Source organism: Pseudomonas fluorescens (genome assembly GCF_001307155.1).
GTDB lineage: Bacteria > Pseudomonadota > Gammaproteobacteria > Pseudomonadales > Pseudomonadaceae > Aquipseudomonas > Aquipseudomonas helvetica.
Genome location: NZ_CP012830.1, coordinates 3,474,245 through 3,494,043, shown reverse-complemented (window position 1 = coordinate 3,494,043; position 19,799 = coordinate 3,474,245). Strand labels below are relative to the sequence as shown.

Sequence of the window (19,799 nt, the reverse complement as noted above, 5' to 3'; positions counted from 1 at the left end):
TTTATGCCTGCAATTCAGCTTATTTTTGAGCAGGCTGGTTCTGTCCCAGGATCAGATGACCGTCCTTGTCGACCGGGATCTGGTTGCCCGGATCACGATCCATCCGCACTTTGCCTTCCTTGCCGCCCAGCGAATACCGAACGTCATAGCCTACGAGCTTGTCGCTGACGTCATTGACTGTCTCGCAACGCCTTTGCATTGTGGTGGTGGTATCACGCTCCTGCATGCCTTCCTGCACCTTGTTACCCGCGTAACCGCCCCCAACTGCACCGGCGACCGTGGCGAGCTTCTTGCCATTACCGCCACCGACCATGTTGCCCAACAAACCACCGCCGACCGCACCGATCACCGTACCGAGGATCTGATGCTGGTCTTTCACCGGCGCCTGCCGGGTAACCGGTACATCCCTGCACACTTCACGCGGAGTCTTGATCTGTGTTTTGACCGGCTCTACTGCCAGTACTTGCGCATACTCAGGTCCGCCGCTTTTTACCAGGCTGTAGGTGGCAACAGCGCCTCCGGCAGTCACACCGACAGCACCCAATACCGCACCAACCAGTAACGACTTGTTCACATGAACCTCCTGACCATCACATGCGGGACATGCCCGCGCTTCTCCCAATCTTGGAGCATAAAAAAAGGCGCGAGTTCAATACTCGCGCCTTCTGGTTATAACGAGAGGAAATAACGCCTCAAGGGCGGTCGTCCACTTCCTTCTCGGTATTGGCCGGAGGAATCAGGTCCTCGCTGCTCAGGTTCAGCCAGATCAGCACCACGTTAGCGATGTAGATCGACGAGTAAGTACCCGCCAGAACGCCGATAAACAGCGCAATGGAGAAGCCGAACAGGTTGTCGCCACCGAAGAACAGCAGCGCTGCAATCGCCAGCAAGGTGGAGATCGACGTCGCCATGGTCCGCAGCAGGGTTTGCGTGGTCGAGATGTTGATGTTCTCGATCAGGCTGGCCTTGCGCAGTACACGGAAGTTCTCACGAACCCGGTCGAATACCACGATGGTGTCGTTGAGCGAGTAACCAATGATCGCCAGTACCGCCGCCAGCACCGTCAGGTCGAAGGTGATCTGGAAGAACGACAGGATACCCACGGTCACGATCACGTCGTGGATCAGCGAGACAATCGCACCGACCGCGAACTTCCACTGAAAGCGGAATGCCAGGTAGATCAGGATACCGCCCAGCGCCATCAGCATGCCGAGGCCGCCCTGGTCGCGCAGTTCTTCACCGACCTGCGGACCGACGAACTCGACGCGCTTGACCACAGCCGGGTTGTCGCCGCCGACTTTCTGCAGCGCTTCAGCGACCTGATGACCCAATTGCGGGTCTTCGCCAGGCATACGCACCAGCAAATCGGTGGTGGCGCCGAAGCTCTGAACGATCGCTTCGTGATAACCCGCCTCAGTCAGCTGGGAACGAACTTTCAAGACGTCGGCCGGACGCTCGTAGGTCAGCTCGATGAGCGTACCGCCGGTGAAGTCCAGACCGTAGTTCATGCCCTTGTGGAAGCAGCTGAACAACGCCAGAGCGGTAAGGAACAATGTGACGCCGAACGCAACGTTGCGAACGCCCATGAAGTTGATAGTACGTAACATGGCAGCCCCTTAAATCCACAACTTCTTGAAGTCACGACCGCCGAAGATCAGGTTGACCATCGCGCGGGTCACCATGATGGCCGTGAACATCGAGGTAAAGATCCCGAGGGACATGGTCACTGCGAAACCTTTGACCGGGCCGGTGCCCATCGCAAAGAGGATGCCGCCGACCAACAGAGTGGTCAGGTTGGCGTCGAGAATCGCGGTGAATGCCCGGCCGAAGCCTTCGTTGATTGCCCGCTGCACGGTCATGCCGGCCGCGATCTCTTCACGTATCCGCGAGAAGATCAGTACGTTGGCGTCGACCGCCATACCCATGGTCAAGACGATACCGGCGATACCTGGCAGGGTCAGCGTTGCCCCCAGCAAAGACATCAAGGCCAGCAGCAGCACCATGTTCACCGCCAGCGCAACCGTGGCGATCAGGCCGAAGAAGCGGTAGATGGCCATGATGAACAGCGAAACGAACAGCATGCCCCACAACGACGCATCGATACCCTTGGTGATGTTGTCAGCACCCAGGCTTGGACCGATGGTGCGCTCTTCAGCAAAGTACATCGGCGCCGCAAGACCACCGGCGCGCAGCAGCAAGGCCAGCTCCGAGGATTCGCCCTGACCGTTCAGGCCTGTGATGCGGAACTGAGCACCCAGCGGCGACTGGATGGTCGCCAGGCTGATGATCTTCTTCTCTTCCTTGAAGCTCTGGACCGGCACGTCTTTCTCGACGCCGTTGACCATCTGCTTGACGTAAGTCGTCACCGGGCGTTGCTCGATGAAGATCACCGCCATGCTGCGACCGACGTTGGAGCGCGTCGCACGGTTCATCAGCTCACCGCCGTGACCGTCCAGACGAATGTTCACTTCCGGCGTACCGTGCTCACCGAAACCAGCCTTGGCGTCAGTTACCTGGTCGCCAGTGATGATCAGGCCACGCTCGATTTGCGCTGGAGGACGCTTGCCCTCACGGAACTCGAAGGTCTCGGAAGTGGCTTTCGAAGCACCAGGTTCTGCCGCCAGACGGAACTCCAGGTTAGCTGTCTTGCCGAGGATACGCTTGGCTTCGGCAGTGTCTTGCACGCCTGGCAGCTCAACCACGATGCGGTTGGCACCCTGACGTTGAACGATAGGTTCGGCAACACCCAGCTCGTTGACGCGGTTACGCACCGTGGTCAAGTTCTGCTTGATGGAGTATTCGCGGATTTCCGCCAGCTTGGCCGGGGTCATCGCCAGACGCAGTACCGCCTGACCATTGAGGTCGGCCGGAACAATGTCGAAATCGTTGAAGTTCTTGCGGATCAGCGCACGAGCGTCTTCGCGGGAAGCCTCATCACTGAAACCCAGCTGAATGGCGCCATTGATCTGCGGCAGGCTGCGATAGCGCAGTTTCTCTTTGCGCAGCAGGCTCTTGACGTCGCCTTCGTAGACTTTCAGGCGGGCATCAAGGGCTTTTTCCATGTCCACTTCGAGCAGGAAGTGCACACCACCGGACAAGTCCAGACCCAGCTTCATCGGATGCGCGCCGACAGTGCGCAGCCATTGCGGAGTCGTTTGTGCCAGGTTCAGTGCGACGACGTAGTCATCACCCAGCGCCTTGCGCACGACGTCTTTGGCTGGCAGTTGGTCTTCCGCCTTGGTCAGGCGCAACAAACCGCCCTTGCCATTGGCCGAAAGAGTGGCCGCCTTGACGTTGATCCCGGCATCGTTGAGCGCTTTGCTTACACGATCCAGATCAGCCTGATTGACCTGCAGCGCAGTGCTTGCACCGCTGACCTGAATGGCCGGATCGTCAGGATAAAGATTGGGAGCGGAATAAATCAGACCGACCGCCAGCACCGCCAGGATCAGAATGTATTTCCACAGAGGGTATTTGTTCAGCATCACGCCGCCCGCTTATGACGCGGGGCGCCTTGCGCGCCCCGTCGATTGAGTAGAAGTTGAAACTTAGATCGCTTTTAGCGTGCCTTTTGGCAGCGTGGCGGCAATGGCGCCCTTTTGGAATTTCATTTCGACAGTGTCGGAAACTTCCAGAACAACGAAATCATCTGCCACTTTAGTGATCTTGCCGGCGATACCACCGGTGGTCACAACTTCGTCGCCTTTCTGCAGGCTGCTCAGCAGGTTCTTCTGCTCTTTGGCGCGCTTGGCCTGTGGACGCCAGATCATCAGGTAGAAGATGACCAGAAAGCCGACCAGGAAAATCCACTCAAAGCCGCCGCCCATTGGGCCTGCCGCAGGGGCACCAGCATCAGCCATGGCATTAGAGATAAAAAAGCTCATTTAGCACTCCAGTTGCAAATGTTGAATCTTGGGGTCAGAAAACTCAGTCCAAAGGCGGTACGGGTAACCCGCGTTTGGCGTAGAAGGCATCGACAAAGGCGGCCAATGTACCCTGTTGAATAGCCTCGCGCAAACCAGCCATAAGTACCTGGTAATGGCGCAAATTGTGGATTGTATTCAACATGCTACCCAGCATTTCTCCACACTTGTCCAGATGATGCAGATAAGCACGGGAGAAGTTCTGGCAGGTATAGCAATCGCAGGTCGGATCGAGCGGCGAATCATCATGGCGATGGAACGCGTTACGGATCTTCAGCACGCCAGTATCAATGAACAAGTGCCCATTGCGGGCATTACGGGTTGGCATCACGCAATCGAACATGTCCACACCGCGGCGCACACCCTCAACCAAGTCTTCCGGTTTGCCAACGCCCATAAGGTAACGAGGTTTGTCAGCCGGCATCTGGCCTGGCAGATAATCCAGCACCTTGATCATCTCGTGCTTGGGCTCGCCGACCGACAGACCGCCGATCGCCAGGCCATCAAAACCAATCTTGTCGAGGCCTTCCAGGGAGCGCATGCGCAGGTCCTGGTGCATGCCGCCCTGAACGATGCCGAACAGCGCCGCCGTGTTGTCGCCATGAGCGTTTTTCGAGCGCTGGGCCCAGCGCAACGACAGCTCCATGGACACCCGCGCCACATCTTCGTCGGCCGGGTACGGCGTGCATTCGTCGAAAATCATCACGATGTCGGAGCCCAGGTCGCGCTGAACCTGCATCGACTCTTCCGGGCCCATGAACACTTTCGCGCCATCCACCGGAGAAGCGAAGGTCACGCCCTCCTCCTTGATCTTGCGCATGGCGCCCAGGCTGAACACCTGGAAACCGCCAGAGTCGGTCAGGATCGGGCCTTTCCACTGCATGAAATCGTGCAGGTCGCCGTGCTTCTTGATCACTTCGGTGCCAGGACGCAGCCACAGGTGGAAGGTGTTACCCAGAATGATCTCGGCGCCCGTGGCCTCGATATCCCGCGGCAACATGCCCTTGACCGTGCCGTACGTGCCGACCGGCATGAAGGCTGGGGTTTCGACAGTGCCACGCGGGAACGTCAGGCGACCACGGCGAGCCTTGCCGTCAGTGGCCAGCAATTCGAAAGACATACGACTGGTGCGACTCATGCTTGATCCTCAGGGCCGCGTGGCGCGGGATTACGGGTGATGAACATCGCATCACCGTAGCTGAAAAAGCGGTATCCATGCTCGACGGCGGCCTTGTAGGCGGCCATGGTCTCGGGATAACCGGCGAACGCCGAAACCAGCATCAACAGCGTGGATTCGGGCAAATGAAAGTTGGTGACCAGGGCATCGACCACATGGAACGGCCGGCCTGGGTAGATAAAGATATCGGTGTCGCCGCTGAACGGCTTGAGCACGCCATCGCGGGCCGCGCTTTCCAGCGAACGCACGCTGGTGGTCCCCACCGCCACCACGCGCCCACCCCGCGCACGGCACGCAGCAACCGCATCCACCACGTCCTGGCCGACTTCCAGCCATTCGCTGTGCATGTGGTGATCTTCGATCTTCTCGACCCGCACCGGCTGAAAGGTGCCCGCGCCGACGTGCAAGGTCACGAACGCGGTCTCGATACCCTTGGCGGCAATCGCCTCGAGCAACGGCTGATCGAAATGCAGCCCCGCCGTCGGTGCCGCCACCGCGCCCAAACGCTCGGCGTAGACCGTCTGATAACGCTCGCGGTCCGAGCCTTCGTCCGGGCGGTCTATATAAGGAGGCAACGGCATGTGCCCGACGCGGTCGAGCAGCGGCAGCACTTCTTCGGCGAACCCCAGTTCGAACAACGCATCATGACGCGCGAGCATTTGCGCTTCGCCACCACCGTCGATGAGGATCGTCGAACCCGGCTTCGGCGACTTGCTGGAGCGCACATGGGCCAGCACGCGATGACTGTCGAGCACCCGCTCGACCAGAATTTCCAGCTTGCCGCCGGAAGCTTTCTGGCCAAACAGCCGCGCCGGAATCACCCGGGTATTGTTGAACACCATCAAATCGCCCGGGCGCAAATGCTCAAGCAAATCAGTGAATTGACGGTGCGCCAGAGCGCCGCTGAGCCCATCCAGGGTCAACAGGCGACTGCCGCGCCGCTCAGCCAAAGGGTGGCGAGCGATCAGCGAATCAGGGAGTTCGAAAGTAAAGTCAGCAACGCGCATGATGGGGTTCGTCTAGCAGGGCCGGGAAGTCTAGCGGAAATAGTGAAAATTCTCCATGTACCTGATTGACCGACGGTTATCTCATCTCTATACTTCGCCGCCATTGAGCCCTGATGGCGGAATTGGTAGACGCGGCGGATTCAAAATCCGTTTTCGAAAGGAGTGGGAGTTCGAGTCTCCCTCGGGGCACCAAAATTAAGAAAGGTCTTGCTTAGCAAGGCCTTTTTTTTCGCCTACAAAAAAGCACCTGACATCCACCGCCCGCGTAGGAGCTGCCGAAGGCTGCGATCTTTTGATCCTGCTTCTATTCCGCCCTCATGCACCGGCAGGAAATTTCACAAGGATTCCCCCCATGGAATTGCCACTGGAAACCGTCGCCCTCTTCTCCCTCAAACTCGCTTACGAAACGGAAGATCAAAGCCCGATCCTGCGCGACGACCTGATGATGGGTGACTACCAGCGGGACGTATTCGGCTTGCTGGTACGCAGAGGTGATGTCGAGACCATTAAGGTAAAAGTGGCTGAATGCGTGGGGCTGGCGCTTGAGGCGATCGGTGGGACGGGTACGCCGCTGGGGCGAGAGCTGAATAGATTGTCGGGAGATTTCAGCGCTGCGCAGACGCTGGAGCAGCTTGATAGTCCGCTGACTGCGCTTAAGGATTATTTGAAAGATATTCAGTGAGTGATTGGGTTGAGGGCAAGTTTGATGCCTCTTTACACCGACTGATACTGGACAGTGGTTTAGTTGAAATGAAAATGGACCTGTCCCCCACTGATCGTTCCCGCGCTCCGCGTGGTAACGCATCCCGTGACGCTCCGCGTCACAATTAGCGGCAACACCTCTACTCTCAAAAATTACAGCCCCATCCCGCACTGCCTTGATCAGTTGAAAGGTAAATAAATCCGTCCCCTTTACGCTCAACTAGGTTACGGGCAACCTATGATCAGCCTGCAAGCCATATACAGGCTGCCGCTGTTGAGGCGGAAGCAATGCGATAGGTGCAAGAAATCTGACGACGTAACCGCCGATATGCGCCCGACTCGCGTTCTCCACATCAGATCGCACCAGGTGAGTAATCATATTTAGACGGACACTCAATTGCAGGCAGGCTCAGCTAACGCTAGGGTAGGCTAATGGACGATCTTCGCAACACGGGCGAAATATGAAAAAACTAATTACCCAGCGCCTCATTGATCATAGGATTTATTGGGCTATAAAGAAACGATTAAACTCTTACTTACTGAAGGCCCGGAGCAAAAAATACAACACCACGAATTACTTTAATTCCGAAGCACAAAATTTTAGAATTCTAAGAAGCACTTTAAGCGAAACACTTTGGTTAGTTATAGCGGCCATCGTTTTCGCTGTCGTTCTTCAAAAAACGAATGCATATACCACACCTTATTTTGAACATATTGGGCTCTCCGTGCCCAACGATGGAGATTACGTAACTTTCCTTTCCGCTGTAGGAGGAATAGGAGGCGTCTTTATTGGTTTGTACTACGCAGCATTGAGCTCGGTCGGAAGTGCTATATACGCGAAGGTACCAAACAATATCCGAGACTTACTAACACAGGAGCGATCCGGCACAGTATATATGCGTTTCCTATCAACCTTAACGCTTCTGTGCATAACGCTAATTACTTTTCGAGTGTGTGGACTTCCAAGAATCATAGCCGCAGTTCCGATTGTGGGATTGCTCGCAGGCGCGGGCGTCGTAGCATTTGTAAAGCTGGGAAAAAACGCCTTTAATTTGTTTGATCCTACAGCGCTTTCTCATCATGTATTTGAAGACATTCAAAAAAGCTTGTCTCTAGTACAAGTTAATGGCTACAGATGGAGCGACCCAGCCTTTCAAAATCACGCTTATAAGAAGGCGAGCAGAAGCATAGAAACGCTAAGACTCCTAATAGAAATCGCGGTCAAGGAGACTCATCAGAACGGTCGCTCGCTAGTTAAACTCATATGTTATACGCTGGACTTTTTGTCAAACTACGAACTAATGAAAAAAAACATCCCCTCCAACAGCTATTGGTATCCTGAACAATTTAAACACAAAGACTGGTATGCTACGCCTGGCTATAACGTAAAAATAGCCCATATAACAGGCACATCATTACAGCCGGATATGGTCAGACGCCATCACTGGATTGAAGAACAACTGCACCCATATATTCTACGCTCCCTTTCTGTAAATCTGGCGGAGGGGAGACACCTAGAAGCGATGCAAGTCTTAAGTAAAATAGAAAGCTACGTTTCAGTACTTGCTTATACGGGTGACATTACAAAAGCTTTTGATTTAATAGATCAAATATCCAAAACTGCAATTGAAGCATTCGCTTTAGAACCAGAAAAACCCAAACTTGCCAAGATAGAAACCCTATCAATAATTGAAGCAATCGCAACACTGCCAATTTCAATAGCATTAAACATGGCACAGCATGTTAGCAACAACTCTAGAGCAATACTTTCTGAGAAAACATCTAAAATCAACTGGCACACAAAGAGTTCAATTTACGCTCAAAATATTCCAACTCACCTTATCCCGCAAACCGAATGGCTCCAGACGCGAATAGATTTCGAAAAAACAACTGAGAGAAGGATTATTAGTCCATCTTGGTACCAATTAGAAATCATACTGTTAGCAGAGGCCAAAACATTAGCAAAATATATTGAAGAGTTCCCAAAGAGATCAAAGAAATACTACAACAATCTCGCTGAAGAATTGCAAAAATTACCGAATCCTTGGTTATATGCAGCTGCGCAAAGTCGTGAGCATGAGTTCTGGCATAAAGCTGAGAGAACTGTTGAACTTCTTAGTAACAACTGGTTGGAAATAGAGAATAAACGTCTGATTCAAGGGCTGCCGTGGCCAATAGTAGACATCTCAATCACAGAACAATCCCTGCATTCCAATCAAAAAGCGTTAATAAAAGCCATGGCTGCCCAAGGAATAATACTCGCAGACGCGGAGGTACCGCCTGAGTATCCAGATTATGCGGGGCAATTTCTGCACATTACCGGTGAAGCACTTTTTTCAGCTTTATGCAGCAACGATGCAAGCCTAATAAAGAATCTTTTTGGAATCTACATACTGGGATGCTTTTCTCGTTTCGAAAGGCTGAAGCCCAAAAATGGAGAGACCGAAAATGCCGAACATAAATTACATATAGCATCTGCAGCAATTATGGACCTGATGGAGTTAAGTGGTTATGCAAAGCTGCTTTCAGAACTTCATCAAAACATCAAAATTTGGGAGAACGTAAAAGACACTTGGAACCATTTGATTAAAGACGAACAGGGGAAAACAATAACTGCATATCTGAATTTAATAATCAAGTTCTCAAGAGCCGCATATGCAATCCCTCATCGAAGCGAGCTTAGGTTTGAGTGGGAAAGGGAAATTAATTCATTACTAGAAAAGATACCAAGAGAAGAAGTACAGGCAAACCACGACTTTTTCCTAGAAAGAGTCGCAGTACACCCAAGCAAGCTAGTGCAGTTCTCAGCAAAAGATCGTTATCAACATCTGCCTAGTGGCTTAAATATCTTCATTGTCTTCTTTTTTATTGAACTGGAAGGCCAGGAGAATTTTGAGTTAGATTGGGAGCAGCGTGACTTACTAAAACTGGTAGAAAAAGATCGCAAGGTACAGGGAGGAGAAAATCTTTGAGCCACTTAAACGGAAAGCCTAGTCGAGGCCTAAAATTAGTTCCTTTTTTTCGGAGCTTAGCTGACGAACATGTATTCCATTTATACGCTCAAATGTTCAGAGAAGATATCGCGCTGGCGGTAATGCCAATAGGTGGAAGGTCGAGAAGACACCCTAACTTTAAAGCGCAGATAACTGGATCAGACTCAGCCAGAGCCTCTGAATTTCTGCAGTCACTGAACGGGGACAGAGAGCGAAACATTAATCAAAGTGTGTGCAAAGCAATTGACAAGCTAGTTAAGGATTTAGTTTGGAACGGAAGCTCACTATATGAGATTTTCGAGCGAGAAGAGAAACCAAATATCATCTACATCTCCGAGGATCGAACATTTTGTTTACCGTGGTTCACTGTTCAGCTTGTGCCGCGAGCAGATCAGGCAGAATGGCAAGTTAGGTATGCGATAATAAGAAACTCCAATGTATGGAGACTGTCAATACCAGACTCACTTGGAGGAAAACACGCATACAAAAAAACTATAAAAACCTTGAGCGCGGTTACATCCGGCGCCCTACCAGAGTTTGCACGCATAGACATGAGCTTAGGAATTAAAAACTCAAGCTTCAGCGTGCAAGAGTACGACCTACTGCAAACAAAAGCTATAAACAAAGCAACCGAAGCATGGAGCTGGAATAGAAGAGACATATCTAGCGACAAGCAAACCGAATATCATTCAGCATACAAGAGAGCGAAGTTTCGGCATGCACAGGCACTTCTAAGAGAACATATTACAAACGAGTTAAATAAGTTATTTGCGATATTGGAATTTGATTGCCAGTTATCAATTTCTGGAATTCCCACCTCTGGAGAAATCGAACTAAATTTAAAAAAACTTGAGAAAGGTGAAATCGACTTTAGTGAGCTATACGATCAAACATCCGTATAATTGATATTTTACGAAAAACCTTACACATTGATGTTGGCTGGGATGCCAGATAGATACTCAAAATATCAGTTAGGTTGAGGCTCTACCGCCAGTGAAAGCGTATGGGATTCCGACCTCATATGAAGGAGAAAATCTAAAGGTCCCCGGGCGCTCTTCTGGTCTAAGATTCCGTCTAGAAACCAGAATCAAGCACTCATCGATACTAGCCATGGAGTACAGGGATGCACCTCTTGATGATCGACACATGCGTATGGCTGGAGGTGTCTTCGAAAAAAAGCGAGATCCCTATCCTGGGTCTCATCGAGCATTTGGTAGACCGTGAGATCGTCACACTGCTGGTTCCAGATCTCGTAAAGGAAGAGTACGAACGAAACAAAGATCGCGTAGCAAACCAGACGCGCCAGCGACTCACTCAAGAATGCAAACTGGTGAGAGAAATCGTTGAAGCCTTCGGTGGTGCGGATAAGCTCCAGGCAATCAATACGATTGACGATGTGAAACACAGGCTGCCGATACTCTCGGAAGCGAACTACATGACAATTCACCGTGTAGAAGATCTGTTCGCCAAAGCCATCGCCACTCCCGTTTCTGATTCAGCAAAACTCAAAGCCGCTAACCGAGCAATTGACAAACTAGCTCCGTTCCATAAGAGCAAAAACAGCATGGCTGATGCGGCCCTCATTGAGGTCTTCGACGAGTTCCGACGCGCAAACCTTCACGACTTTGAGTCTTTCCGGTTCATAACCGTCAATTACACGGACTTCTCTGATGGCGACCATCGCAAGCCCCACCCGGACTTCTCCGAGATATTTGCTGAGCCGTCGTCTCAATTCTTCATCACCCCCAATGCCGCACTAGCCGATCTGCTCACACCTGACGATTTAGATTTTGAAGTCGATAACGGCTGGGAGGAGGAAACCCGAGGGCTGTTCGAAATACTCGAAATGCTGGACGAACTCACCGACAAAATTTGGTACAGCCGACATTGCCTGAGAGCAGAGGGTATTGAGACCGGTCGTATACAACTCATACCTGAAGGTGCAGAGAGAGCCAACGGATCGGAAATCCACGAGCACATCTGGGCAGGTGCGTTGAAAGCGGCGGAGGAAGTCGAGGGCAGACATCCAGATTTGGGGCCCTGGGACGATTTTGAGTGGGGAATGCTCAACGGAAAACTATCTGCTCTCCGCTGGGTTCTCGGTGAGGAATGGGATAATCTCGACACCTGAAGCATGGTGGGGATCATAGCGGCAAGCTTCAGCAAAACTTTTCGTGTATCCCTCCTTGTATCCCAAGTTTTATAATCCGTCTGCAAGCCACGGAAAATATGGAACTCTCGAGTCTCCCTCGGGCACTAAATTAAAAAAGACCTTGAAATTCAAGGTCTTTTTTTGTGTGAAAAAACGGGACAGCTTTATTTTCATACCAGTTTTTCCACCAACTAAAATGGGCGACCTAAACAAGGTCGCCCATTCTTCATACCAACAACACCTCCACCTGCAATCGTCGCCCCACCACATCCAGCAAATCACAACCATCGCGCAGTGAAGTCACCAGCACCCGCGCCAGCTCACTGTGAACCCCCTCGCCCACGGCGATGTTCTCCAGCAGTTGAGTCGCAGTACGGATGCGGTAGGCCGCGGTTTCGTGCAGCACATCGAGTGGCGCTTGGGTATCGATCAGCAGTGACGGGATGGTGCAGTCAATGCCGGTGACTGGCATGTATCGATCCATGACAAACCTCCATTGGGTAAACGAGCGCGGTCATTCAGTGGTGGACAGCGGACTGACTCTCAACCGCTTCATCGGGCTGGTCAAGGTGGTCCAGCGCTCGGTTTACCAGCAACTCGGCCAGCACGGCCAACTGCTGAATCGCCAGTGCCATATTACGCCGCGAGCCTTCGAGTTCGAACGCTAGGTCGGTGGTCATGGCGTTAATAGAGGCGAGGGTTTCGCTGGCGTGGACCAGCAAGGTTGGCGTGTCTACATCGGGGACAATGGTGAATACATGGCTGACGGGATCAGGGTGACTGGGGTTACGCAAACGGGCACTGACGGCGCGTTGGGCGGTTTCGCTGAGCGGGATGGGATCTACGGGATCAGAGGTAGACGAGGTCGGGACTTCGGGCGGATTGGGGGTGACCTTTTTCATGGCAGAACTCCTTACGTTGGTTAACGAAGCTGCCAGCCCCTGCTGTCAAACAGGATTGGGTGGCAACTGTACGCGGGTTGACAGACCAGGAACGTAAGCACCTGGTGCACCCGAAGATGCCCCACGCACAGCCGCCAGAACGAAACTGCACGCGGGAAAGCATGCCGTTTTATCAAGAGGAGTGAAAGCTACGTTTCTCAGCCTGTCAAAGCCGATCGCTGATGCGCAGCGACACCTGAAGGCTATCCCTGAAGAAGAGCTGCCGCCAGTTCATGGAAGGCACTACGGTTTGCGGGAAATGTCCTAGGACGAGGGGAAACGCGGGACAGATAAGGTTTCATCACATTCATGATCGTGGTCTGTCCCCGTTTCTTTCCTGATACCGGTTGGTGAGGTGTGATGTTTGTGGGGGCGGATTGTTTGGGATGATGGCTGGGTATTCAGCATTGGTGTTGGCTGATCTGGCGCTATCGCGAGCAAGCTCGCTCCCACAGGGGTTGTGCGTGCTGACTGGGATTTGGGGAACACGGGACAGACCACGATCATGGGTATGAGAAAACGTAGCCTGCCCCCCTTCTTTGCCCTACGCTGCTGATCGGCGTTGTCGTCGGCTTATCTTTTTCCACGGACGGTACGGAACACACAAAGGAGAACACTATGAAGCAGACGCTATTCGCTGGAACGCAGGGCAATCTTGCTGTGATTGAAGCAGGGCACGGCGAAGGTTTGCCGGTGCTCTTCCTCCATGCGGACTCCGGTCGAGCAAGCCAGTGGGCGGAAATGCTCGAACCTATCGGACGCGACAGGAAAGTCTATGCCCTTGATTCACGGGGCAGCGGAGACAGCTCCCCGGCTGCAGATGGTGACTATTCATATGCAGGGCGTGCGCAGGACATCATCGATACAGCCGCCGCCTTCAAGCTTGAGCGTTTCATCATCGTGGCCCACAGCGGAAGTGGCGCCGCAGCACTGGACTATGCCGCCAGATACGCCGACCGCGTGGCTGGCGTGTTCCTGCTTGATCCCGCGACCGATCCAAGGGCACTTCCCTATGAGGTTCGCGCCGGAATGCTGGAGGCGCTTGCAGGGCCTGCGAGCCTTGATGTGCAACAGGGGTTCTACGCCACGATCGCGGGCAATAACGTAAAGGTAACGTCCAGAGTTCTGGAAGATTGTGCTGCGGTCGATGCAGCGGCACGGTTGGGGTTTGCGGTGGCGTTCGCCAATTGGAACCCGGAACCCGCACTGGATGCATGGAAAGGTCCTGTTTTTCTGCTGGTCAGTAGCGCGAACGACAATCCCAATGCGCTCTACGCGTTACGACCGGAGTTACCCCACGCCGTGGTGGCGGATACGGGACACTGGATACAGCTCGACCAGCCCGAAAAGGTCGAGCGGGAAATCCTGCGTTTCATCGCTAGCGTTCGATAGAGAAGTTGTTGGGAAGTACAGGGGCAGGTCAAAGCGCCCCACTTTCACCCGAGATGAAAGTCTTTTTCAGCGTATTACCAAGCGCTTGCGAACGCCCATGGGCTAAGACAGACTCCTCGCCTTTCCAGACTCGACAAGGATGCGAGCATTGAAGTTTGAGAATGACCAGTTTTCCGGCAACCATGGAATTGTCTTCAACGTATCGCGCTTCACCCTGTCAGCCAGCGAACGGGGTAGCCTCAGAACGCTGCATTTTGGTGAAACGAAAGCCGCCCACTATGAAGTGAGCAATCTTGTGGTGGAGCTGTACGACAAAATGCTCGCCAAGGATTTGCCCTGCCAAATGATGGTCGGGATCTCCAAACCCCTGACCCGGCCACAGGGGGATTTACTCAATGCCCAACGAACGAGTATCGCCATCCTCACCAGTGGTGTTTTCGCCGCAGCGAATCAAGGCGGATAGACCATGAGCGAATATGGCTTGTATGCCGGTGCTTACGCGGTGTTCCTGCTGTTCTTCTTCTATCTGAAATCCTACCGCCTCAGAAAATGGCTGGGCATCACCCTGTTCGTTCTGGGGTTTATGAGTATTTTCATGCTGCCGCCTTTCATTGCCGGCTTCGATCTGGGCATCGCTTCGACCTATGCCATCGGTAGCGGGACGGGGCTGTTTTTTAGTCGGGCCCGGTATGTGGAATGAGCCAGGTGCTCATTAATAATCGGCCACTCTCGAGATCGAAGTACGGATTTCATGCCGGGAGGCGTGGTAGGAGAACTAGCATAGGACTGGCAACCCGTCCAACTACGCAGATGAGTCGCAGACGCTTCGCATCATCTGCTTACTGCGAATCACGCTCGACGTGCCATCAATAACATCGAGGCGGCAGCCGACAACAAACCAGCGCAACAACGGTTGAAAATTTGCTTACCCTGAGGCAGGGCAAACCAACGTCGCATATACAATCCGATGAACGCATAGATGCCAATGGCAATCCACTCCAATACCAAAAACAGAAGACCTAACAACGCAAACTGAGAACCCATGTCTGCCGTTGGGTCGACGAATTGAGGTAAGAACGCGGTAAAAATCAGGATGGTTTTAGGGTTGCTGGTGGCCAGCTTGATTTTAGGCTTATCAATGACTGCTTTCGAAGCAGTCAATGGAATAAACGCCATGGCCGTGCTGGCCGAGCGTGAACGGATGACCCTGTTCTTGATCGGCTCGACGCTCCGGGAAATCCTGGCAGGCTTGCGGGCACTGGCGAGCCTCACGCCCGCGAGGGCTGATGATCAGAACAGCCCGCCCAGGGAAATCGTCGCGCCGCCTCCAGCCTGCAGCCCCACGTTAAGGCCAGCAGCGATGATCACTCCTTTGGCCGAGCGCAGCAGGCGCGCCGTGCTGTCGTGAGGCAGGAGCATGCTGCCCATTGGCGTCAGCGTGGCGGCGGCCGTGGCCAGCAGCTTGGGGTCCAGACCGAACAGCATGGCCGAGCCGCTGGCCCCACCGAGCAGGCCCACGCCCCCTTCAATGAACACACAAGCGCCTTGGAAGTCCTCGCGGAGCAGACCGCGGGCAGCGATCGAGTCTGCAACCAGCACTTTGCCGAACGCCGGAAAGTCTTCGCTTGCGCCCGCTGCCCCGACGCTCTTGCCCCGCACGTGCAAGTTGACCTTGCCGAACCGCGGCAGGCGCGCGCCCACGCCCACGCCGACCCCGACCGAGCCATAGCGAAACTGCTGGTCGACCCCCTTGGGGTCGGTCAGTGTCAGTGCACCGCCAGCGGCGGCCGCGAACACTACGGTCAATCCGCCACTGCTGGCAGTCTTGTAGCGCCAGTCACTGACAGTTACAGGTAATGGGATTTGCATTTGAATGTCCTTATTTGGGCCGCGCCATCTGGCGCCGGCGAATCCATGCGGCCACGTGGTAGCCGCCCCCTGCGGTGAACACGATTGCGAACAGGCCCGCCAGCAGGCTCGCGCCCCACAGCGCGCCATGGTCTTCGATGATCGCGGTGCTGGAGGGTGCATCGGCGCGGTAGAGCACTGTCACTGAGTCGCCCACCGCGTAGCCGAATATAAACCCGCTCTCGGGGTAGCTGAACGCCTTGCCCGTGGCGTCGGTGAAGTCAATTTGTGGGTGGCTGCCGCCCGCGTTCAGGGCGCTGACATGCCCTTCGGCGCGTTGCGCCTGGGCCAGAAAGCCCAGCCGGTCTTCGACCAGCCATAGGGTGAGGTAGAGCAGACACAGGCCCAGCGGGATGAAAATCAGCGCGCGGGGCAGATCGCCCCGGTCAGAAGATGGCGTCTTGGTCATGGCAGGTCCCTTGCATCGTCCGTAAACGCCGGCTATTACAATGAGCCGGCGGGAATCTGTCAATCGGATGGGAAAGAACTGCGCCTGGCGCTGCCCAGCGTTCATATCGGTGCCATTGCGTTTACTGACTTCGGCATGATCCAGGGCTGTCTACCGCGATTTTGGCTTTCGCAGCGCTGTATTTCTTTCTGTTAAATCTCGGGTGTGTCGCCGCACCAACCCGGCTGTACGCGCATTTCTGGACGTGTTGATCAAGTTGCGTTGAAAGAGATATTCGTCGTTTCCAATAGGCGATTCTAATGGGCCGTTTCTGGCTGTGGATTCAACCAGTCAGCGGAATTTAGATTGTCCATCGTTAGGGTTGCCTGCGGCGACGAGGAATTCCTGCTTGCCAGCGCCCAAAGACCTAACGGGGCATTTTTTGACTCGGCTTCCGCTCGTGGTTCAGCCCTCCACAACTGGTATGCCAAGTAAAAAAGGTAGACCGCGCCAACTATTTTGATCCCATAAAAGACTAGCTCTGAGGTTTGCAACACTACGGCCAAGCCTGCCGAAACCAGCGCAATCATCAGCGCGAACGCCAGCAAGCGACCAACACCTGCCATGCATGATGTGCGGTATCCGTAGCGTGTTGCATTGCTGATAGACAGCAGGTTGTCAGGCCCTGGCGCCATATTCAGGGCAAAGCAGGCGGGCAGGAATAACGCTAGCGTCGCAAGATTCATATGGATATCCATCACCATTTTGCGTCAATCCTACATTTGAACAGGCCGCATGTGCCACCGTCCTTAGGGCTATGAGCGGTGGCGTATTCAAACAGGTGTGTCCCCCGGACGCTTACCCTGATTTACCCACAGCAACCAGCACAGTCATCGCAGAAAGCAGCCCTATAGCGCTCCATTGCACCAACACAAGTTTCTGCTTGAGTGGACCCGGAAAGTTGTTTACGTCCTCTGTACTGAGAGTGCCGCGTCTGATGTAGAAATTCGCAAACGTAACGAGTCCAGACGCACCGCCGACTAACAGCAGTCTTCCCCATACTCCTCCGTGTTTTAGTGCAGCCAACTTAGTTCCAGCGGAACTGTTCTTGAGGTGCTCCAGGATCAAGTCCATCTTGGTGTGTGCAATATAGATCCAGACGATCAACAGAGCGATCACCATGCCGCACAGACCACCGACAATGAGCTCAGCGGTATTCATTTCATGACCTCGAAAACCATTTCACCTGCCAACTCGCCAGTAGCACCGCCTAAACACCTGGTCTCTGTCATTTTCCGCGAGCGAAGTATAATTTGTGAAGGAAGCTGGTTGTATAGCGGTACATAGCCACCTATAAAATGACTGACCGACTGACTTTCCTTCATTGACCTTCCTTTACGCCCGGCACCAACCGCCACTATAGGCCAAAAGAGCCATTCGAATATGCATATGAAACAGGGGCAACTCAGTACACAGCAACATTAAATAAAACCCAATTTAACAGCCACCCCGAAACTGATCATTACCAATAACAGCCAAATCACGCTCCATTGCATTACTGCTAACTTGCGTTTAAGGGAGGCGGGAAAATTGACTAAATCTTCAGAACTTAGCTCGCCCCTTTTCAAATAAAATCCAGGGAAGGTAACAATTCCCGAAATGCCACCGACGAGCAGAAGTTTTCCCCAAGGCCCACCATGTCGAAGCGGAGCACGAGACATGATGGCTGAGCAACTTTTCAGATGCTCCAACATCAAATCCATTTTCGTGTAGGCCAGATGCAGACAGACGCCTATCCAAAGAAAAATCCCTGCCAGATCAATGAGGGCAATGGATAGGAGTACCTTATCAACAACGTTCAAACTCATTTGCCCGCCTCATAGATCTTCTCACCGGCCCATTCGCCTGTAGCCCCTCCAAGGGCGCCCCCAGCGTATGAGCCTGCCGCTACAACTATGACGCCACATGCTAGCGTTGCCATGCCACCTGTGGGTACGCCCAAGCCAACGCAGATAACTCCTGCTGTGGAACCGGTCAAAAACGCACCAGTAGCAGCACCACCAGCCACTCCACCAACGAAGTTACCACTCTCGGTGTATTTGATCTTTTCACAGGCGTCTTTGTTGCCTGCCGCACAGACTTCTTGAACCTTCATGTAAGACGCACCGCCCCCTACGGCTGTGCCAATCCAGCCGCCGTACTTAACAACTTTGGCCGCTTTGGCTACACCTTCCGAGTGCGTGGCATAACCTGGAATCTGCCCCGGAGCGCCGGCTAAACCCCAGTGGTGCACCAAGCTTTTACTTGATATTCCAAGAGCTGTTTTCAGGCTCGGATGATCTGGGAAGCCGATGCCCTTTCTGGTTAGCCCGGTGAGCTGCCTATCGAGCTTGGCAAACAGTCGTGCACGCTCAGCAAAGAACTCTGGGCTACGCAAGTGGCCGTCACGTTGGAAGCTTTTCTGGTGCAAGGTCTCAATATCTTTCAGAGAGGTTTTCACGTCTTCCAAGTTCTTGGCGAAGATTGATTCAGCAACCCCGATTGATGTTGAGCCTTTTGAAAGAATGGATTCTATTTCGCTCCGATGGCGAACCATGAAGCTGGCGTCTTCGTCGCTCATGGGCTTGAGTGCAGCGTCCACCTTCTGAGCTGCTTCCATGAGCAGTGCTTCTTCGCGTGTGCATTGCGGGTTATTCGGATCGCTCAAGACGATGAGTTGGCCGGGCTTGGCGTAGCCGGTTACGTGTGGGTTGAGTCGCTTGAATTTCTCAAGCGTTGCTCCATCTGGTTTATCGAACAATGCAGATTCGAGAGCAGAGCGCGGCATGACTTCCTGAACGATGTAGAAGCCAGGTTCAGCCGGCTCTTTTGCAGCTACGGGCTTCTTCGCTGGGGCTTCAGGGTATTGCGACCAGTATTTGGCGTGCAGGTCTGTAGGTTCACCACCGCGATAAGGTTTATTTCTCGGTGAGTTTGCGAGGGCGGGTCTAGGTACGTTTCCGTATTCGCTCATGAATCATCCTTGTTCGTCCTTGGGAATCCTGACTTAAGTCTGGGCCTAATGACCCTATCCAAAAACTCAAGCATTGGCTGCAAGACAAATCCTAAATGCTCTGCCAAAACTCCTGATCCCTGTCATTTTGTTTTGAGAAACCCGTTTCGAAATCTCCACCGTCGAATTCCTCCCGCTGAACTCAGTCGTCACCTTCCCCGTCT

At 53.4% G+C, this 19,799-nt stretch carries 19 protein-coding genes, 1 tRNA gene and 3 pseudogenes; 8 read left to right on the top strand and 15 right to left on the bottom strand.

Translation table 11 applies throughout. From position 1 onward, the window contains the following. Window positions 1–19 precede the first annotated feature (19 nt). The 6 genes from AO353_RS15810 to queA all read right to left on the bottom strand — a co-directional run bounded on the left by AO353_RS15810 (window position 20) and on the right by queA (window position 6,107). Entirely contained in the window at window positions 20–574 is a 555-nt protein-coding gene (locus AO353_RS15810) for a glycine zipper 2TM domain-containing protein (protein ID WP_054595793.1), read from the bottom strand. Window positions 575–692: 118 nt separating this feature from the next. Further along, complete coding sequence (gene secF, locus AO353_RS15805) at window positions 693–1,607, bottom strand: protein translocase subunit SecF (protein WP_054595792.1); 915 nt, start codon at window positions 1,605–1,607, stop codon at window positions 693–695. Window positions 1,608–1,616: 9 nt separating this feature from the next. Next, on the bottom strand, window positions 1,617–3,485 hold the full coding sequence (secD, locus tag AO353_RS15800) for a protein translocase subunit SecD (protein WP_054595791.1): 1,869 nt from the start codon (window positions 3,483–3,485) through the stop codon (window positions 1,617–1,619). 63 nt (window positions 3,486–3,548) lie between these two features. After that, window positions 3,549–3,884, bottom strand: a complete 336-nt coding sequence (gene yajC / locus AO353_RS15795; RefSeq protein WP_019693477.1) for a preprotein translocase subunit YajC — start codon at window positions 3,882–3,884, stop codon at window positions 3,549–3,551. Between the two features lie 43 nt (window positions 3,885–3,927). After that, window positions 3,928–5,043, bottom strand: a complete 1,116-nt coding sequence (tgt, locus tag AO353_RS15790) for a tRNA guanosine(34) transglycosylase Tgt (protein ID WP_162130405.1) — start codon at window positions 5,041–5,043, stop codon at window positions 3,928–3,930. Between the two features lie 14 nt (window positions 5,044–5,057). Beyond that, entirely contained in the window at window positions 5,058–6,107 is a 1,050-nt protein-coding gene (gene queA / locus AO353_RS15785) for a tRNA preQ1(34) S-adenosylmethionine ribosyltransferase-isomerase QueA (protein WP_054595790.1), read from the bottom strand. 107 nt (window positions 6,108–6,214) lie between these two features. Between queA and AO353_RS15780 the strand changes: the two genes are divergently transcribed. The 5 genes from AO353_RS15780 (at window position 6,215) to AO353_RS15765 (ending at window position 11,933) form a co-directional block, all read left to right on the top strand. Continuing rightward, window positions 6,215–6,299: transfer RNA gene (locus AO353_RS15780), tRNA-Leu, on the top strand. Between the two features lie 160 nt (window positions 6,300–6,459). After that, complete coding sequence (locus AO353_RS15775; RefSeq protein ID WP_054595789.1) at window positions 6,460–6,789, top strand: hypothetical protein; 330 nt, start codon at window positions 6,460–6,462, stop codon at window positions 6,787–6,789. A 481-nt stretch (window positions 6,790–7,270) separates the two neighbouring features. Then, entirely contained in the window at window positions 7,271–9,781 is a 2,511-nt protein-coding gene (locus AO353_RS15770) for a hypothetical protein (RefSeq protein ID WP_054595788.1), read from the top strand. Continuing rightward, a complete protein-coding gene (locus tag AO353_RS31095) occupies window positions 9,778–10,704 on the top strand; it encodes a hypothetical protein (protein ID WP_146016069.1) in 927 nt (308 codons plus the stop codon). The genes AO353_RS15770 and AO353_RS31095 overlap by 4 nt, the downstream gene beginning before the upstream one ends. A 221-nt stretch (window positions 10,705–10,925) precedes the next feature. Next, window positions 10,926–11,933 (top strand): PIN domain-containing protein, encoded by a 1,008-nt coding sequence (locus AO353_RS15765; RefSeq protein WP_054595787.1) that lies wholly within the window; start codon window positions 10,926–10,928, stop codon window positions 11,931–11,933. Window positions 11,934–12,180: 247 nt separating this feature from the next. Here AO353_RS15765 and AO353_RS15760 read toward each other — a convergent pair whose 3' ends face one another. Both AO353_RS15760 and AO353_RS15755 read right to left on the bottom strand, forming a co-directional pair. Then, a complete protein-coding gene (locus tag AO353_RS15760; protein WP_054595786.1) occupies window positions 12,181–12,438 on the bottom strand; it encodes a hypothetical protein in 258 nt (85 codons plus the stop codon). Between the two features lie 34 nt (window positions 12,439–12,472). Beyond that, window positions 12,473–12,856, bottom strand: coding sequence for a DUF6124 family protein (locus tag AO353_RS15755; RefSeq protein ID WP_054595785.1), 384 nt, complete (start codon window positions 12,854–12,856; stop codon window positions 12,473–12,475). A gap of 657 nt (window positions 12,857–13,513) precedes the next feature. Here AO353_RS15755 and AO353_RS15750 point away from each other — a divergent pair. The 3 genes and pseudogenes from AO353_RS15750 to AO353_RS15740 all read left to right on the top strand — a co-directional run bounded on the left by AO353_RS15750 (window position 13,514) and on the right by AO353_RS15740 (window position 14,987). Then, on the top strand, window positions 13,514–14,287 hold the full coding sequence (locus AO353_RS15750) for an alpha/beta fold hydrolase (protein ID WP_054595784.1): 774 nt from the start codon (window positions 13,514–13,516) through the stop codon (window positions 14,285–14,287). A 148-nt stretch (window positions 14,288–14,435) separates the two neighbouring features. After that, window positions 14,436–14,735, top strand: a pseudogene (locus AO353_RS15745) (hypothetical protein); the annotation flags it as partial. A gap of 18 nt (window positions 14,736–14,753) precedes the next feature. Further along, complete coding sequence (locus tag AO353_RS15740) at window positions 14,754–14,987, top strand: hypothetical protein (RefSeq protein WP_054595783.1); 234 nt, start codon at window positions 14,754–14,756, stop codon at window positions 14,985–14,987. 149 nt (window positions 14,988–15,136) lie between these two features. Here AO353_RS15740 and AO353_RS15735 read toward each other — a convergent pair. From AO353_RS15735 to AO353_RS15705, 7 genes and pseudogenes are all read right to left on the bottom strand, one after another. After that, window positions 15,137–15,403: pseudogene (locus tag AO353_RS15735) on the bottom strand (LysE family translocator); the annotation flags it as partial. 174 nt (window positions 15,404–15,577) lie between these two features. Next, the gene (locus tag AO353_RS15730) at window positions 15,578–16,156 is read right to left on the bottom strand and encodes a hypothetical protein (protein WP_054595782.1); all 579 of its coding nucleotides are present in this window, start codon (window positions 16,154–16,156) and stop codon (window positions 15,578–15,580) included. A gap of 10 nt (window positions 16,157–16,166) precedes the next feature. Further along, window positions 16,167–16,604, bottom strand: coding sequence for a DUF3592 domain-containing protein (locus AO353_RS15725; protein WP_054595781.1), 438 nt, complete (start codon window positions 16,602–16,604; stop codon window positions 16,167–16,169). 357 nt (window positions 16,605–16,961) lie between these two features. Beyond that, window positions 16,962–17,329, bottom strand: a pseudogene (locus tag AO353_RS15720) (LysE family translocator); the annotation flags it as partial. 112 nt (window positions 17,330–17,441) lie between these two features. After that, complete coding sequence (locus tag AO353_RS15715; protein ID WP_054595780.1) at window positions 17,442–17,804, bottom strand: hypothetical protein; 363 nt, start codon at window positions 17,802–17,804, stop codon at window positions 17,442–17,444. 260 nt (window positions 17,805–18,064) lie between these two features. Beyond that, window positions 18,065–18,451, bottom strand: coding sequence for a hypothetical protein (locus AO353_RS15710; protein ID WP_054595779.1), 387 nt, complete (start codon window positions 18,449–18,451; stop codon window positions 18,065–18,067). Next, on the bottom strand, window positions 18,448–19,596 hold the full coding sequence (locus tag AO353_RS15705) for a hypothetical protein (protein ID WP_054595778.1): 1,149 nt from the start codon (window positions 19,594–19,596) through the stop codon (window positions 18,448–18,450). The genes AO353_RS15710 and AO353_RS15705 overlap by 4 nt, the downstream gene beginning before the upstream one ends. Between the last annotated feature and the right edge of the window lie 203 nt (window positions 19,597–19,799).

What these genes read in the sequence shown, in the direction of transcription:
- secF (WP_054595792.1), bottom strand. Translation starts at nt 1,607, where the DNA reads ATGTTACGTACTATCAACTTCATGGGCGTTCGCAACGTTGCGTTCGGC.
- secD (WP_054595791.1), bottom strand. Translation starts at nt 3,485, where the DNA reads ATGCTGAACAAATACCCTCTGTGGAAATACATTCTGATCCTGGCGGTG.
- yajC (WP_019693477.1), bottom strand. Translation starts at nt 3,884, where the DNA reads ATGAGCTTTTTTATCTCTAATGCCATGGCTGATGCTGGTGCCCCTGCG.
- tgt (WP_162130405.1), bottom strand. Translation starts at nt 5,043, where the DNA reads ATGTCTTTCGAATTGCTGGCCACTGACGGCAAGGCTCGCCGTGGTCGC.
- queA (WP_054595790.1), bottom strand. Translation starts at nt 6,107, where the DNA reads ATGCGCGTTGCTGACTTTACTTTCGAACTCCCTGATTCGCTGATCGCT.
- AO353_RS15775 (WP_054595789.1), top strand. Translation starts at nt 6,460, where the DNA reads ATGGAATTGCCACTGGAAACCGTCGCCCTCTTCTCCCTCAAACTCGCT.
- AO353_RS15770 (WP_054595788.1), top strand. Translation starts at nt 7,271, where the DNA reads ATGAAAAAACTAATTACCCAGCGCCTCATTGATCATAGGATTTATTGG.
- AO353_RS15765 (WP_054595787.1), top strand. Translation starts at nt 10,926, where the DNA reads ATGCACCTCTTGATGATCGACACATGCGTATGGCTGGAGGTGTCTTCG.
- AO353_RS15760 (WP_054595786.1), bottom strand. Translation starts at nt 12,438, where the DNA reads ATGGATCGATACATGCCAGTCACCGGCATTGACTGCACCATCCCGTCA.
- AO353_RS15755 (WP_054595785.1), bottom strand. Translation starts at nt 12,856, where the DNA reads ATGAAAAAGGTCACCCCCAATCCGCCCGAAGTCCCGACCTCGTCTACC.
- AO353_RS15750 (WP_054595784.1), top strand. Translation starts at nt 13,514, where the DNA reads ATGAAGCAGACGCTATTCGCTGGAACGCAGGGCAATCTTGCTGTGATT.
- AO353_RS15740 (WP_054595783.1), top strand. Translation starts at nt 14,754, where the DNA reads ATGAGCGAATATGGCTTGTATGCCGGTGCTTACGCGGTGTTCCTGCTG.
- AO353_RS15730 (WP_054595782.1), bottom strand. Translation starts at nt 16,156, where the DNA reads ATGCAAATCCCATTACCTGTAACTGTCAGTGACTGGCGCTACAAGACT.
- AO353_RS15725 (WP_054595781.1), bottom strand. Translation starts at nt 16,604, where the DNA reads ATGACCAAGACGCCATCTTCTGACCGGGGCGATCTGCCCCGCGCGCTG.
- AO353_RS15715 (WP_054595780.1), bottom strand. Translation starts at nt 17,804, where the DNA reads ATGAATACCGCTGAGCTCATTGTCGGTGGTCTGTGCGGCATGGTGATC.
- AO353_RS15710 (WP_054595779.1), bottom strand. Translation starts at nt 18,451, where the DNA reads ATGAGTTTGAACGTTGTTGATAAGGTACTCCTATCCATTGCCCTCATT.
- AO353_RS15705 (WP_054595778.1), bottom strand. Translation starts at nt 19,596, where the DNA reads ATGAGCGAATACGGAAACGTACCTAGACCCGCCCTCGCAAACTCACCG.